12 protein-coding genes are annotated in these 15,714 nt (G+C 61.4%); 9 read left to right on the top strand and 3 right to left on the bottom strand.

What is annotated here, in order from left to right:
• Positions 1-140 precede the first annotated feature (140 nt).
• From FA87_RS12585 to FA87_RS12545, 9 genes are all read left to right on the top strand, one after another.
• Positions 141-701 (top strand): glycine zipper 2TM domain-containing protein, encoded by a 561-nt coding sequence (locus FA87_RS12585; protein ID WP_036111763.1) that lies wholly within the window; start codon positions 141-143, stop codon positions 699-701.
• Positions 702-1,463: 762 nt separating this feature from the next.
• Positions 1,464-2,498 (top strand): N-acetylornithine carbamoyltransferase, encoded by a 1,035-nt coding sequence (locus FA87_RS12580; RefSeq protein ID WP_043694947.1) that lies wholly within the window; start codon positions 1,464-1,466, stop codon positions 2,496-2,498.
• Positions 2,499-2,534: 36 nt separating this feature from the next.
• Positions 2,535-3,740: an argininosuccinate synthase gene (locus FA87_RS12575; RefSeq protein WP_043694944.1), complete on the top strand. Its 1,206-nt coding sequence runs from the start codon at positions 2,535-2,537 to the stop codon at positions 3,738-3,740.
• A gap of 9 nt (positions 3,741-3,749) precedes the next feature.
• The gene (locus FA87_RS12570; protein WP_043694941.1) at positions 3,750-4,847 is read left to right on the top strand and encodes an acetylornithine deacetylase; all 1,098 of its coding nucleotides are present in this window, start codon (positions 3,750-3,752) and stop codon (positions 4,845-4,847) included.
• Entirely contained in the window at positions 4,837-6,153 is a 1,317-nt protein-coding gene (locus FA87_RS12565) for an acetylglutamate kinase (protein ID WP_043694938.1), read from the top strand. Before FA87_RS12570 ends, FA87_RS12565 begins: the two co-directional genes overlap by 11 nt.
• Before the next feature lie 6 nt (positions 6,154-6,159).
• Positions 6,160-7,107: an N-acetyl-gamma-glutamyl-phosphate reductase gene (gene argC, locus FA87_RS12560; protein WP_043694936.1), complete on the top strand. Its 948-nt coding sequence runs from the start codon at positions 6,160-6,162 to the stop codon at positions 7,105-7,107.
• Between the two features lie 10 nt (positions 7,108-7,117).
• Positions 7,118-8,410: an argininosuccinate lyase gene (locus FA87_RS12555; protein ID WP_043694933.1), complete on the top strand. Its 1,293-nt coding sequence runs from the start codon at positions 7,118-7,120 to the stop codon at positions 8,408-8,410.
• A 113-nt stretch (positions 8,411-8,523) separates the two neighbouring features.
• On the top strand, positions 8,524-9,639 hold the full coding sequence (gene proB / locus FA87_RS12550) for a glutamate 5-kinase (RefSeq protein ID WP_043694931.1): 1,116 nt from the start codon (positions 8,524-8,526) through the stop codon (positions 9,637-9,639).
• An 11-nt stretch (positions 9,640-9,650) separates the two neighbouring features.
• Positions 9,651-10,913 carry a glutamate-5-semialdehyde dehydrogenase gene (locus tag FA87_RS12545; RefSeq protein WP_043694928.1) on the top strand — a complete coding sequence of 421 codons (1,263 nt, stop codon included), beginning with the start codon at positions 9,651-9,653 and terminating at the stop codon, positions 10,911-10,913.
• Positions 10,914-11,019: 106 nt separating this feature from the next.
• On the opposite strand, the gene FA87_RS19970 is transcribed toward FA87_RS12545, so the two are convergent.
• From FA87_RS19970 to FA87_RS20800, 3 genes are all read right to left on the bottom strand, one after another.
• Positions 11,020-13,143, bottom strand: a complete 2,124-nt coding sequence (locus tag FA87_RS19970) for a peptidase domain-containing ABC transporter (RefSeq protein WP_081996587.1) — start codon at positions 13,141-13,143, stop codon at positions 11,020-11,022.
• Positions 13,140-14,426 carry a biotin/lipoyl-binding protein gene (locus FA87_RS20805; protein ID WP_156128553.1) on the bottom strand — a complete coding sequence of 429 codons (1,287 nt, stop codon included), beginning with the start codon at positions 14,424-14,426 and terminating at the stop codon, positions 13,140-13,142. Before FA87_RS20805 ends, FA87_RS19970 begins: the two co-directional genes overlap by 4 nt.
• 435 nt (positions 14,427-14,861) lie before the next feature.
• The gene (locus FA87_RS20800) at positions 14,862-15,092 is read right to left on the bottom strand and encodes a hypothetical protein (RefSeq protein WP_156128552.1); all 231 of its coding nucleotides are present in this window, start codon (positions 15,090-15,092) and stop codon (positions 14,862-14,864) included.
• Between the last annotated feature and the right edge of the window lie 622 nt (positions 15,093-15,714).

Below are 15,714 nucleotides of genomic sequence, written 5' to 3'. Positions count from 1 at the left end.
CGGGCGCACGCACGTGCCGCGAATCGGTTGACATCGTGCGTGAATTCGCCCGCGCGAGGTTCTAAGCGTGGATTCAGCGTGAACTTGATGAAATGCGTACCAGTAGGCGCGCCCGTGCGCCTGGCTGGAGGTTTTCCTACATGTCTCGCCTGCTTATCCCTGCGCTCATCCTCGCCGTTTTCGCCTCTGGCGCCAGCGCCCAGGACGGCCGCTATGCGCCACCGCCGCCACCCCCGGGTGCCGTGGGTCCGGATGACAACACCCATTTCGGCTGGGCCGACGTGCTGCGCGTGGACCCCGTCTACGGCGTCGCCCGTGTCGAGACGCCGCGTCAGGAGTGCTACGACCAGCCAGTCGTCCGTCGTGAGTCCAGTGGCAACAGCACCGCCGGCACCATCCTCGGCGCAGTGGTCGGTGGTGTCCTGGGCAACACCGTCGGCAAGGGCGACGGCCGCAAGGCCGCCACCGTGGTCGGCGCGGTGGCCGGCGGCGCCGTGGGCAACAACATCTCCCACAACGGCGACCGCACTTACGAGAGCACCGAAACCCGCTGCCGCGACGTGAGCTCGGTCTCCGAGCAGCGCCGCATCGCCGGCTACGATGTCGAATACCGCTACCGCGGTGAGGTCTACGTCTCGCGCCTGAACTACGACCCGGGCGAGCGCCTGCGGGTCCGCGTCAACGTGGCGCCAGCGGACTGACCGCCTCGCCATGATGTCGAGAAAGGCCGCGAGCGATCGCGGCCTTTTTTTGGGCGCGCGTCGGGGCACGGGCGGGGGGCTGGGGCGGGGGCGGGGGCGGGTGCCATTCTCGTCGCTAAGTCCTCCTTCGGCCTTCGCCTACGTGCGGAAGCGCTCCGAGAACGACACCCGCCCCCGCCCTCCCAACCAAGAGGTTGCGGGTGGGGAAAGCGGCGAGCGGCATGAGGTGTGATCCGTGCGTGCGGTGCTGCCCACGATGTCGATCACCGCGGCGCGCGCAGGTTCCGCGATTTGCTCGTCTTCCACGTGCCCCGTCGCGTTGGAAGGGAGTGGTCGGCTGCCGTTCTTGGAGCGCTTCCGCACGAAGGCGAAGGCCGTAGGAGGACTTAGCGACAAGAATGGCAGCCGACCGCTCCCGTGCCTCAGCGCAAGCACCCCCATGCGATGGCGAAGCCGAGCCCGAGCCGGAGCCCGAGCCCATGTTGCGCAACGCACCAAATCCCGGCATGATCGGGGTTCCACCTTTGCCGACCCTGCCGTGTCCCATACTGTCTACACCGCCGTTGTCTTCACTAGCGCCCGTATGGCCGCTGGGATGACGTCGCGTGCTCGTCGACCGTACATCGGACATTCGGCCGGGTAGGCTGTCGCGCGCATTTCATTCGCATCGACTAAAAAACCCGGCCCCGTGCCGGGTTTTTTCGTTTCCGATTCCTGATATTCCACCCACGGCCCCCGGGCCACCGACCGATCTGGACCGCCATGACCGTTCGCCACTTCCTCAATACCCAGGACTACAGCCGCGCCGAGATCGACGCCCTGCTCGAGCAGGCCGCCGAATTCAAGCGCTCGCCGCAGGGTCAGCAGCTGGCTGGCAAGTCGATCGCGCTGATGTTCTTCAACCCATCCATGCGGACCCGGACCAGCTTCGAGCTGGGCGCGTTCCAGCTGGGCGGGCACGCCGTGGTGCTGTCCCCGGGCAAGGACGCGTGGCCGATCGAGTTCGAGGTCGGTACGGTGATGGACGGCGATACGGAAGAGCACATCGCCGAGGTCGCCCAGGTGCTGTCGCGCTACGCGGACATCATCGCCGTGCGCGCCTTCCCCAAATTCGTCGACTGGCAGGTGGATCGTCAGGACATCGTCCTTAAGGCGTTCGCGCGCTACGCCTCCGTGCCGGTGATCAATATGGAGACGATCACCCACCCCTGCCAGGAGCTGGCCCATGCGCTGGCCATGAAGGAGCATCTGGGGGATCTCCAGAACAAGAAATACGTGCTGACCTGGACCTATCATCCGAAGCCGCTGAACACGGCGGTGGCCAACTCGGCGCTGATGATCGCGACCAGGATGGGCATGGACGTGACCCTGCTGTGCCCGACCCCGGAATACATTCTCGACGAGCGCTACATGGAGTTCGCGAAGCGGAACGCGGCCGAGAACGGCGGCTCGCTGCAGGTGTCCCATGACATCGAATCGGCGTACAGCGGCGCGCACGTGATCTACGCGAAGAGCTGGGGCGCGATTCCTTACTTCGGTCGCTGGGACGAAGAAAAGGCCATTCGTGACGCCAACAAGCACTTCATCGTCGACGAGGCCAAGATGGCGCTCACCGACAACGGCCTGTTCAGTCACTGCCTCCCGCTGCGCCGGAACATCAAGGCGACGGACGCGGTGATGGACTCGCCGGCGTGCATCGCCATCGACGAAGCCGAAAACCGCCTGCACGTGCAGAAGGCGGTGATGGCTTCGCTCATCTCGCACGCGTCGGGCGCGAAGTCCGGCCTCGGTTTCTGATTCGCTCTTTCCCTTTTCCCTTATTTTGGAGCCAGCATGTCCAGCAAAGATATCGTTCTCGCGTTTTCCGGCGGCCTCGACACCAGCTTCTGCGTCCCGTACCTGATGGAGCGCGGCTATGCCGTGCACACCGTGTTCGTCGACACCGGCGGCGTTTCGGCGGAAGAGCGTGAGTACATCGAGCAGCGTGCGACCGAACTGGGCGCCGCCTCGCACCGCACCGTCGACGCCTCGCAGGCGATCTGGGACACCTTCGTCACCCCGCTGATCTGGGCCGGCGAGTTCTATCAGGGCCAGTACCCGCTGCTGGTGTCCGATCGCTACCTCATCGTGAAGGCCTCGCTGGAGCGTTGCGACGAGCTCGGCACCAAGCTGTTCGCCCACGGCTGCACGGGTATGGGCAACGACCAGGTGCGCTTCGACCTGACCGTTCGCGCCCTTGGCGATTACACGATCGTCGCGCCGATCCGCGAGATCCAGCGCGAGCACACCCAGGTCCGCGCTTACGAGCAGAAGTACCTGGAAGACAAGGGCTTCGAAGTCCGCGCCAAGACCAAGCACTACACGATCAACGAGAACGTGCTGGGCGTCACCATCTCCGGCGGCGAGATCGACGCCTGGGAAATTCCTGGCGAAGGCGCGATCGGCTGGTGCGCGCCGCGTGCCGAATGGCCGTCCGAACCGCTGCGTATCGAACTCGGCTTCGAGAAGGGTATAGCCACCTCGCTCAACGGTAAGGCCGCCACCGGTCCCGAGATCCTCGCCTTCCTCAATCGCGAACTGGCGAAGTACGGCGTGGGTCGGAGCCTGTACACCGGCGACACCAACATCGGCCTGAAGGGCCGCATCGTGTTCGAGGCGCCGGCACTGACCGCGCTGCTCACCGCGCACCGCGCGCTGGAAGAAACCGTGCTGTCGAAGCAGCAGAACCGCTTCAAGCCGGAGATCGGTCGCAAGTGGACGGAAGTCGCCTATGAAGGCTTCTTCAACGATCCGATCAAGGCCGACCTCGAGGCCTACCTCGTGTCGACGCAGCGCAAGGTCGACGGCAAGGTCATCGTCGAGACCCGCGGCGGTTCCATCTACGCCGTGAAGGTCGAATCGAAGAACCTGCTGCATTCGTCCAAGGCGACGTACGCGCAGGCTGCCGACTGGGGCGTCGCCGAAGCCGAGGGCTTCATCAAGCTCTACGGCATGAGCTCGACGATCTGGGCGGAAGTCGACCGCGCCAACGGGAACTGATCCAGGCTCATGGAAAAGCTTCTCGAAGACACCCTGACCCATCTGCGTGCGCTGGTCGGTTTCGACACGCGCAATCCGCCACGAACCATCGGTACCGACGGTATTTTTGATTACCTGCGCGCGAACCTTCCCGGGTTCGACGTGCAGGTGACCGACTTCGGCGCCGGTGCCGTCAATCTGTACGCCGTGCGCGGTAAGCCGAAGTACCTGTTCAACGTGCACATCGACACCGTGCCCGATTCCCCGCACTGGACCGCCAACCCGCACGAACTGCGGGTGACGGAAGACCGTGCGATCGGCCTCGGTGCCTGCGACATCAAGGGTGCCGCGGCGGCGCTCGTCGCCGTGGCCAATGCGACGCAGGGCGACATGGCGTTGCTGCTGTCGACCGACGAAGAGGCCAACGACGCGCGTTGCATCGACGGTTTTCTCAAGACGCCGCGCGACTACGAGGCGATCATCGTCGCCGAGCCGACCAGGGGTGAGGCGGTGCTGGCGCATCGCGGCATCCACTCGGTGCAGATGCGTTTCCTTGGCCGGGCAGGGCATGCCTCGGGTGAGCAGAAGCCGTCCGACAGCGCGGTGCACCAGTCCATTCGCTGGGGTGCCGCGGCGCTCGATCACGTGCAGGCGCTGTCGCATGAGCGTTTCGGTGGTCTGACCGGTCTGCGCTTCAACATCGGCAAGGTCGAAGGCGGGATCAAGGCCAACATGGTCGCGCCCACCGCGGATGTCCGTTTCGGCTTCCGTCCGCTGCCGTCGATGGACGCGGATCAGCTGCTGGAGACGTTCCGCACGCTGGTCGAGCCGGCACCGGTCGAGTACGGCGAAACCTTCCGTGGCGATTCGCTGCCGGCGGGCGACACCGCCACGGCGGAAACGCGTCGCCTTGCCGCGCGCGACCTCGCCGATGAACTCGGTATCCCGGTGGGCAACGCCGTGGACTTCTGGACCGAAGCGGCGCTGTTCTCCAAGGCGGGCTACAACACCTTCGTCTACGGCCCCGGTGACATCGCTCAGGCGCACAGCGCCGACGAGTGGGTCCTTCTCGAACAACTGGCGGATTACGCCAGGACCATCCATCGGATCGTCGACAGTGGAATCTAACAAGCACACCCGCAAGACCATCGTGCGACTGCTGTCTTCGATGGGCAGCGCGCGCGAAATTCAGCAATACCTCAAGCGCTTCTCGCAGCTCGACGCCGCGCGCTTCGCCGTGGTCAAGGTCGGCGGCGCCGTGCTGCGCGACGACCTGCCGGCACTGACCTCGTCGCTATCTTTCCTGCAGCAGGTCGGCCTGACGCCCATCGTGCTGCACGGCGCGGGTCCGCAGTTGGACGAAGAGCTCTCGGCCGCCGGTATCGAGAAGAAGACGGTGAACGGCCTGCGCGTGACCTCGCCGGAAGCCCTGGCGATCGTCCGCAAGGTGTTCCAGGCACAGAACCTGCGTCTGGTCGAAGCCCTGCAGGAAGCCGATACGCGTGCCACGTCGGTGCCCTCGGGCGTGTTCACCGCCGAATTCCTCGATCAGGAAGTCTTCGGTCTCGTCGGCCGCGTGCGCGAAATCAACCTCGCTCCGATCGAAGCCAGCCTGCGCGCGGGATCGATCCCGGTCATCGCCAGCCTGGGCGAGACCGACTCGGGTCAGATCCTCAACATCAACGCCGACTTCGCCGCGAACGAACTGGTTCGCGTGCTGCAGCCGTACAAGATCGTGTTCCTTACCGGCACGGGCGGTCTGCTCGATGGCGACGGCAAGGTCATCGACTCGATCAACCTGTCGACCGAGTTCGACCAGCTGCTTAAGCAGCCGTGGCTGCATTCGGGCATGCGGCTGAAAATCGAGCAGATCAAGGATCTGCTGGACGACCTGCCGCTCACTTCGTCGGTCTCGATCACGCGCCCTTCGGAACTTGCCAAGGAGCTGTTTACCCACAAGGGTTCGGGCACGCTCGTTCGTCGCGGCGAGCGCGTGCTGCGGTTCGATTCGTGGGAAGGCGTCGACAAGGAGCGCCTGCGTGAGCTGATCGAGTCCAGCTTCGGCCGCAAGACCGTACCGGACTACTTCGACCGTACCGACCTTTATCGCTTGTACGTGTCGGAGAACTATCGTGCCGCGATGGTGCTCACGCAGGAAGAAGGCTTCGCGTACCTCGACAAGTTCGCCGTGCTGGACGACGCCCAGGGCGAAGGCCTCGGGCGTGCGGTGTGGCAGGTGATGCGCGACGAGAATCCGAAACTGTTCTGGCGGTCGCGCCACGGCAACGTCATCAATCATTTCTATTACGCGGAGTCGGACGGCTGCTTCAAGCAGTCGCTCTGGAAGGTGTTCTGGTACGGCCTGGACAACTTCGCGGATATCGAACGCTGCGTCACGCATAGCGCGTCGCGCTTTCCCACCCTGCAGGACTGAGCGGTCATGGCAAGCAAGACCATCGGCATCGTCGGCGCACGTGGACACACGGGCGCCGAACTGATCAAACTCATCGCCGGTCATCCGGACCTGGAACTGGCGTTCGTTTCGTCGCGTGAGCTCGACGGCCAGCGACTGGCCGATCACAGCGACGCGTACAGCGGCGACCTGACGTACAGCAACCTCGATCCGTCCGCCGTGGCGGAGCAGGGTGCCGACGTCGTGATCCTCGCCTTGCCCAACGGCAAGGCGGCACCGTACGTCGAAGCGATCGACAAGGCGGCCGGATCGACGGTGATCGTCGACCTCTCGGCCGACTACCGTTTCGACGAGCGCTGGTACTACGGCCTGCCCGAGCTCTATCGCGATCGCTGGCGCGGTGAGAAGCGCATCAGCAATCCGGGCTGCTATGCGACGGCCATCCAGGTGTCGATCGCGCCGATCAAGGACCTGCTGGCGGCGCCGCCGGTGTCGTTCGGTGTGTCCGGTTACTCGGGCGCGGGCACGACGCCGTCCGACCGCAACAACCCGGAAAAGCTGCGCGACAACCTCATGCCGTATTCCCTCACCGGGCATATGCACGAGAAGGAAGCCAGCCGTCATCTGGGCATGCCCGTGGAATTCATGCCGCATGTCGCGCCGCATTTCCGTGGCCTGACGGTGACCACGAATCTCTATCTGGCCAAGCAGGCGAAGCGCGAGGACATCGTCCGTCGCTTTGAAGCCCGCTTCGAGAAAGAGAAGCTCATCCATGTCGTGGACGAAGCGCCGTGGGTCAGCCAGATCGCCAACCAGCATCATCTGGACGTGGGTGGCTTCGCGCTGTCCGTGGACGGTCGTCGCGTGGTGGTTGTCGCTACGCTGGACAACCTGCTTAAGGGCGCGGCCACCCAGGCCATGCAGAACGTCAACCGTGCGCTCGGCTTCGACGAGCTGACCGCCATCCCGCTTTAAGGACCTGACGATGACCCAGCCGCTCTGGCAGAAATCCGGTATTCAGGTCGACGCGAAAATCATGCGTTTCCTCGCCGGGAACGACGTGGTGCTCGACCGCGAATTCTTCCTGCACGACATCACCGCCAGCAAGGCGCACGTCGAAGGCCTCGCCAATATCGGCGTGGTGTCCATCGATGAGCGCGACGCGCTGTTGCGCGAACTCGATGCGCTGGCCGCTGACTTTTCGGCCGGTGCGTTCGTGCTCGACGATCGCTTCGAAGATGGCCACTCGGCGATCGAAGCACGTCTCACCGAGCGTCTCGGCGATGCCGGTCGTCGCGTGCACACGGGGCGTAGCCGCAACGACCAGATCCTCGTGGCGACGCGTCTGTGGCTGAAGGAAAAGCTTTCGACGCTCGAGACGCTGTGCCGCGAGATTGCCGAGGTCTGCCTGCAGCGTGCGGCCAGCGACGCATTGCCGATGCCGGGCTACACGCACATTCAGCGTGCCGTCGTGTCCTCGACGGGCATGTGGTTCGCGGCGTTCGCCGAGGCCTTCATCGACAACACGCTGCGTGCGCGCCAGGCGCTCGAGCTGATCGATGCGAATCCGCTCGGTACGGCCGCGGGCTATGGCGTCAATATCCCACTCGACCGTGCGCATACGACAGCGGCACTCGGCTTTTCGCGCATGCAGGTATCGCCGATCTACGCGCAGCTGTCGCGCGGCAAGTTCGAGATGGCGGCGCTGGATGCCGTCGGTACCGCGCTGCTCGATACGCGTCGTCTGGCGTGGGATCTCTCGTTGTTCACCACGGCCGAATTCGACTTCGTGAAGCTGCCGGCGGAGTACACCACCGGTTCGTCGATCATGCCGAACAAGCGCAACCCGGACGTCGTCGAGTTGCTCCGCGCGAGCTACGCCAGTGTCGCCGCCGCGCGCACCGAGATCGAGCAGCTGCTGTCGCTGCCGTCGGGTTATCAGCGCGATCTGCAGTTCTCGAAGGGTTCGCTGTTCCATGGCTTCTCCATGGGTCTCGGTGCGCTTGAACTGCTGCCTGACATGCTCGCCCGTTTCGAGTGGAAGGCCGAGAAGATGCGCGCCGCCATCGAGCCGGCGATGTATGCCACGGACGTGGCGATCGAGCAGGCCGTCGCGGGCGTGCCGTTCCGTGACGCGTACCGTGCGGCGGCGGAGACGGCGGCCTCGGCGGGTGAGGGGCGTTCGCCGGAGTCGAGCCTGGCTGCTCGTACATCGCCGGGATCGGGCCACGATCTGATGCTGGATACGTTGCGGGCCAGGCTCACAGCCCTGACCTGACCATCGCCGGCAAGGCTGGCTCCTACACGAGTGCGGACACCGTAATGCTTCCGCTCCTGTAGGAGCCAGCCCTGCTGGCGACCCCAGATGCACGAAAGCCAGGGGTAACACCAATGCACTTCACGCCCCAACCGCTCCCAGACTGGCACCGCGCCGTCCTCAAAGTCGGCAGCAGCCTCCTCACTACCGCCACAGGCGCCCTGACCGACGAACACGCCGATGGCCTCGCCGCCTTCGTCCGCGCGAGCCGCAGCGCCGGCCGTGAAGTCATCATCGTTTCCTCGGGCGCCGTCGCCGCCGGCAGGGGCTTCGCCGCCCCCGAGCGCGCCGCCGGCCTCACCGGTCGCCAGGCCCTCGCCGCGCTCGGCCAGACCCGTCTCATCGCCCTCTGGCAGAGCTTCTTCGACTCCCCGGTCGCCCAGGTGCTGCTCACCCACGACGACCTCCGCAACCGCCGTCGCTACCTCAACGCACGCTCGACGCTGCGAGAGCTGCTGGCACTCGGTGCCATCCCGGTCATCAACGAAAACGACACCGTCGCCGTCGACGAACTGAAGCTCGGCGACAACGACAACCTCGCCGCCATCGTCGCGGCGGTGGTCGATGCCGACGTTCTGTTCATCGCCTCGGATATCGGGGGCCTCTATACGGCCAATCCGCGTACCGATCCGCAGGCACGGCCCCTCGATACCGTCGATGTCGTCACGCCCGAACATCTGGCCAGCGCGGGCGGGGCGGGCACCGCCGCCGGCACGGGCGGCATGCGCACGAAGCTCGAAGCGGCAAGCAAGGCGGCCGCCGCGGGTATCGAAACCGTACTGTTCGACGGTCGCGACAGCGCCTGCGTCGCCCGGTTGGGCGAGGGCGGCCTGACCGGCACGCGCCTCAAGGCCCCCAGCACGCGCCTCGCCGCCCGTAAGTACTGGCTCCGACACGCGCCGCCGGCAGGCCGCATCGTCGTCGACGACGGCGCCGCCAACGCGGTGCGCGGCAAGGGTGCCTCGCTGCTTCCCGGCGGCGTGTCGGCGGCCGAAGGCGACTTCGCCCGCGGCGACGTCATCGAGATCGCCGATGGCGACGCCGTCTTCGCACGAGGCATCGCGCAATACGCCGCCGTCGACGTCCGCCGGATAGCGCGCCGTCATACGCGCGATATCGAGGCGGCGCTGGGCTACAGTTATGGCGAAAACGTCGTCCACCGCGACGACCTGGTCGTCCTTCCCGAATAAACGAGGCCACGATGACGGTTACCCTGCGCGAACGTGCCCTGGCCTGCCGCGACGCATCGGCGGCCGTGTCCTCTCTCGATACAGCGGCGAAGCAACGCCTGCTGCGTGCCATGGCCGACGCGCTGGATGCCGACGTCTCCGCTGTGCTCGAAGCGAACGCCGTCGATATGGCGGCAGCGCGGGATAACGGCACCAGCGCCGCCATGCTCGACCGCCTTCGTCTGGACGACGCGCGTGTCGCGGCGATCGCCAACGCCATCCGCGAGGTCGCCACGTTGCCGGATCCCGTGGGCATCGTTACGCGGCGCGAGGTCCGGCCCAACGGCATCGACGTGGAGCGCGTACGCATCCCGCTCGGCGTCATCGCGATGATCTACGAGGCACGCCCGAACGTCACCGCCGATGCGGCTGCGTTGTGTCTGATGGCCGGCAATGCCGTGATCCTGCGTGGAGGTTCCGATGCTATGCATTCGAACGTTGCCATCGCGACGGCGCTGCGTCGTGCGATGCGTGAGCAGGGCGTGCCCGAAGCGGCGTTGACGCTGATCGACGATCCGCGTCGCGACACGATGGTCGAGCTGCTGCAGCTGGTCGATATCGTCGATCTAGCCATTCCTCGCGGCGGGGAGGGGCTGATTCGCTTTGTCACTGAAAATGCGCGCGTGCCGGTGATCAAACACTACAAGGGTGTCTGCCACCTCTACGTGGATCGTGACGCCGATCATGATCTCGCGTTGCGCCTGCTGATCGACGGCAAGACCAGTCGTCCGGGTGTGTGCAATGCGCTCGAGACGTTGCTTGTTCATCGGGATGCTTCAGCCGCCTTTCTTCCACGGGCCATTGCACGCCTGCGAGAACTTGGGGTCGACGTGCGCGGTGATGAAGGGACGCGTGCGCTGGTCGGTGATGTGACGCTTGCGAGTGAAGATGACTATGCGGCGGAGTTTCTCGATCTTGTGATCGCGGTGCGCGTGGTCCACGACATCGACGTGGCAATTGCTCATATTCGGCGGTTTGGTTCTGACCATACTGAGGTCATCGCGACGCGTGACGCGGCTGCTGCGGATCGGTTCATCCGCGCGATCCGCTCCGCCGTGGTCATGGTGAATGCCTCATCGCGCTTCAGCGATGGCGGTGAACTGGGTCTTGGCACTGAAATCGGGATATCGACGACGCGACTGCATGCCTACGGGCCGATGGGCGCCGAGTCGCTGACGGTGGAGCGCTTCGTCGTGCGTGGCGACGGTCAGGTGCGTCATCCTCTCGGTAAGTGATAGCTGATAGAGCGCCGTTATCGCTCGTTCACGATGAGAGTCGCTCGGAATCCGAAAGTCTTGCGTGTGCAGTGTCGTAGCGATATTCCGAGATTGATAGTCGCGGTCAATAGATGTCTTTGCGTGTAATCTCATCTCCAGATAATTCACGAAGCGAGCCATCCGCAAGATTGAAGATTCGGTCAGCAGTGGCGACAGTTGCTGGACGATGCGCAATGAATAATCGAGTTAAGGAGAGCGTTCTCAAATTTTTCGCGATGCGCTCTTCACAAGCCGCATCAAGATGACTTGTCGCCTCGTCCATGATCAAGATCTGGGGGTGTCGGCATAGCGCACGGGCTATAGCAATCCTTTGTATTTGGCCTCCGGACAGTGAAATTCCGCCGTCACCGATACGGCTTTGGTACCCAAACGGTAACGACAAAATGTCCTCGTGGATGTCTGCAGCCCGGGCGGAGTCGTAAATTCGCGCCATTGGTATCTCGTCGTTTCCCATGCATATGTTATCGAGAATTGTTCCCGAGAACATCATATCTCCCTGCAGAACTACTCCAACCTGGTCGCGAAGGGCAGGGTGACCAATTGCTGCCAAATCATACCCGCCGATCCGGACGGTGCCGGAGTTAGGCGGTATCAGGCCAAGAATAATTTTAAGAAGCGTACTTTTTCCGCAGCCGGACGGGCCGACGATGGCAACACACTCGCCCTTGCCCACGCTGAGCGAGGCATTCTTGATCAGCCACGCGTCGTTTGGTCCATGGCGAAAGCTGATGCTCTCTAACGCAAGTTGATTTCCGACGATTGGTCCCTGAAAGTCGCGGTGATTGTTAGGTTCATTGGGCGACTCCATGATGTCACTGATTCTATCCAGCTGTACTCGTAGGAGACGAAGTCGCGCGACGAAATCAACTAAGGACACACCTCTCTGTGCGAATTGATCCGCATATGCGCAAAATGCCATCAGCATGCCGAGTGATAACTCGTTACGCAGTACGAGATTTGCGCCGAAGAAAAGTATTGATATTTTCTGGGCGCCTAGAAGTGTTTCGCTAAGTGCGCTGAGTAGGATTCGGAAATTCCCCATGCGGAGGTCGACCGCCGACCATGCCCGTGATAGCCCGATCGATCGCGCTATACGGATCTCCTCAAGACCATTCAAGCGGATGGATGTTATGCCCTTTATTGATTCGATGAGGTCTGAGTGAATTTCAGCCTCTGCCGCAACCGAGGTGCGCTCTAAAGAGCGCATATGTCCGATTGACAGCGATTTGACGGTTAGGTAGATCAGCAGTCCGCCTACTGCGAAACATGTGAGGAGGGGGTCGTAGGTGCACATGATGGTTAGGACGGCTATTCCCATGACGCCGTCAAGAAAGAAGGCAATGGCGTCCGACGTGAGCGCTTGATGTATATCGTGGACAGATGTGGATTTTGAAAGGACGTCACCTACCGTTCGTTTCTCAAAGTAGGAACTCTGTAATCTCATGATTTTTCGATATATCGTCCCCGACCACATCACTATCCCGTGTGAGCGTATCAACCCGACGATCAGTGCTCGAAGCGATGTCAGTGCGGCGTTGAAGCATGTGATCAATGCGAAGCCTATGCAGATGACCACAAGAAGGTTGGTATCGGCAGTGCTTGCAACCTGATCCACTACGATTTGGACGGTTTGAGGTATGAAGAGAGAAGTGATTTCAATTAACAGTGAGATCGCAGCCGCGAGGCCCAAAGCTGGCCAATACTGTTTAATTCTTCGAAGATAAGGGAGGCTTTTGGTGGTTGACGATTTTCTTTCAAATCCCTTTTCTGGATAGGCTTCGATAGCCACTCCGGTGAAAAGTGAAGATGCTTCAATCATGGAAATTTTAGTCCGGTCACTAGCCGGGTCGATAATTGTTATCGAGCGGCGGCCGACGCTAACAAGTACGACAAAGTGATCCAGCGACCAATGTAAGATGCAAGGAAGGGATAGCTGGCTCAGCTCATTCATGTCAAGGCGAACAGCTCTGCACGAAAGTTTCAGTCCCGATCCATAACGAATCATGTCCGCTGCAGAAAGGCCGTCCTGGCCAACGTGGAACCTATCGCGAAGATCGCGGATCGCCGTGTGATATCCGTGATAGCTTGCGATCATCGCCAGGCATGCCAGCCCACACTCATCTTTTTCCATTTGTCGAAGGATCGGTGTCTTCGTTTTTGCTACCCAGTCACTCCATAGTCTGCTCATTTTGCGATTTCTTCCTTGTTTTCCGCCGGAGCGGCCTTCCTTATATAGGCGATCAGTGGCTCAAGGATCCATTCAATTAAGGTTCTGGTGTCGACCTGGACGTCCGCGGTGAAATCCATGCCGGTTACGAGCGGGTGGTCGATGCCTTCAGCGACGAAGCTCTGCGATGGTAGTTCGATATCGATCTCGAATTTCGATTGTTCACCCCCAGCATTTGATCGCGAAAAATTTGTTACGTCGTGCGCGCTCGCGCTAGGTACGCGGGCGACTTTCCCGACGTGAGTTCCAAATTTTTGGTATGGGAACGAGGCGTAGCGAATGCGAACCTCGGACCCAAGCTTGATGAGGCCCGCAGCCGTGCTTCCGAAGCGGGCTTTCGCATGTATTCCACCTTCAGACGGAGCCATTATCAATACATGCTGAGATGCACTGACGTCGCTTCCCATGCTGCTTAGCACGTTGGTGACGATTCCAGTTGCAGGAGATGAAACTATCGAAGTCGGGCTGGATTCGCGGCCAGCAAGTAATCGATTCAGCCGAGATAGTTCATTCAGTAAGTCGTCTTCCTTGTTTTGGAAATCATCTGGCAGGCGCTTTCGTCGGGCCCGCGCATCGTCGAGGATTTGTGCGTGCGCGGTTTGCCTCTCTGCGAGTGCCTCTCTTTCATCGCTGAGTCGAAGAAGGTCATCTCTTTTATCTTGAAGGTAGACGCGGCTTATTAGACCTTTTCTTTCGGCGGCACCGAGGGAGTGAATCGTGGCTTTTAGTTCTTCGGTTCGCGCGCGCGCGAGAATTAGTCGCTTAGAGATATGACTTGCCGCTTTGATATGCGTACTAATCTGACGGTTGGAGCTCAAAATGTCTTGTTCATGCGTCTTTCGTAGGCGAATCAACGCCATCTCAGTTCGAAAAAGATCAGTGGCGAGGAGGTCCGCGGTTAAGCGACTTCTGCTTTCAAGTTCTGGGGATCTATCTCGCGGCTGGACGTGAAAGAGTACGTCTCCTTCGCGAACCAAGTCTCCTTCTTTCACGGGTGAATCCGTGAGCGTTCCATCCGTCGGCGCATTGATGACGAGATATCCACGCCGGGGTTCAATTTTTCCGTATATGGTTACGGTGCGCGTATAGGTCCCTGTGCACAGGTAAGTGATGGCGAGTGCTGATATTGCGAGTGCGGCGAAACCGGTCCACCAGTGAAGTTGCGGTAAGCTTAGTTTTGGTTCGCGACTATGTCGCAGCGCACATGACATCGTTTCCGGCCTGAACAGGCATTCGTCGTCCATGATCGGCTCTGCTTGATCTTTACTAAGTCGCGGTGGTCGAGTTGCACCGCTTCAAAAAAGCGATGCAACCGATGGCTTAACTCAAAGATTGGCTAGCTATTTCGATGGGAATAGGTGCTTTTCAAGCTTGATTAGGCTTGGTTCTTCCCGATCGCTCAGCCTCGTATTTCATCGCCCCACGTACGATCGGGTATCCCGCCAATCCAGCTAGCAAGCCAAACGATAGGGCGGTGATTAGTGACGTGGTCAGCGAGTAATCTTCTCGGCGGCCTAACTGAGAATCCATGATGCAGTTGCCTGCGAACATGATGGGTGCGAACCAGAGTATGCCGAAACGCGTGGTAAAAGAAGCTATGCCGTTTGTAGGTAAGAAATACCATTGCATGACTTTTCTTAATTGACGCATAGATTGCTTCCTTATCTACCTGGTTCGTTTCAGTTTCCTCGAAGTTCTTGTGCGCAGTTCCAAAGCGCAGACATTCCGCCGACGGATCCGCCGAACAGTACGGTCGATGCGCCGACAATCGGTCCGCCGGCGAACCCGGGAATGCCGGCAAGTGCGCCGAAGCCAATAGCGCCCACCATTCTCTGTACGGAGCATGCTCCGGGAACTTTTTGCCGGCCGCCGATCACCTTGGCGGCTTCGCTCATGTTGAGGGTCTTCATTGATATCTAGCCTGTCGGTTGGAAGGTCCGCATATTGACGTACGCCGAGTGAGGTAAGAAGGCACTCTGTGCGCTAGGTCCCGTCAGGTTATGCCGACGCGAGCCGAAGGCGATGGCATACGTCACGCGACTGGCATGCGGCTTGATCCGATCCGAGCGGCTGGCATCCGGGAAGTGGTCGTTATCCCTGCATCACGATCCGAGTTGCGCGAACGGCGGTGGGAGAGTGTTTGGTACTTGACCGATCTTTAGGCCGGACGTGCCGGTGGAGTATTCCGCGAACCCGGACGGCTGGGGTCTAGTCTAGACACGTTGCGAAGGACTACGACTGCGTCGGAGAGAACCTACTCCGGCGCGGCATTTTCGCATGGATCATGCAGGGCTCTTTCCTGGCAGGATAAAGATGTCCGATGAAGTTCCTGACTTTCGTTGCTGCTGCCATGCTCGCCGCTTGTTCCTGCTCTATAGCGGCGGCAACGTCTACCCGGTTTTCGTTCACCTATACCTGCGCGCACGAACACACCAGCCGATCCGTCGCGGAGTCAGTCGTGCGCGCCGGCTACAGGTCCACATGCGAGGAGGAGGGTGGTGAAGTCGCCGACGTGGACTTTTAGACCAAGAG

Source organism: Luteibacter sp. 9133, from assembly GCF_000800155.1.
In the GTDB taxonomy this organism is placed as follows: domain Bacteria; phylum Pseudomonadota; class Gammaproteobacteria; order Xanthomonadales; family Rhodanobacteraceae; genus Luteibacter; species Luteibacter mycovicinus.
Note: the sequence above shows the minus strand (reverse complement) of the source record. Positions and strands in the feature narration are given on the sequence as shown.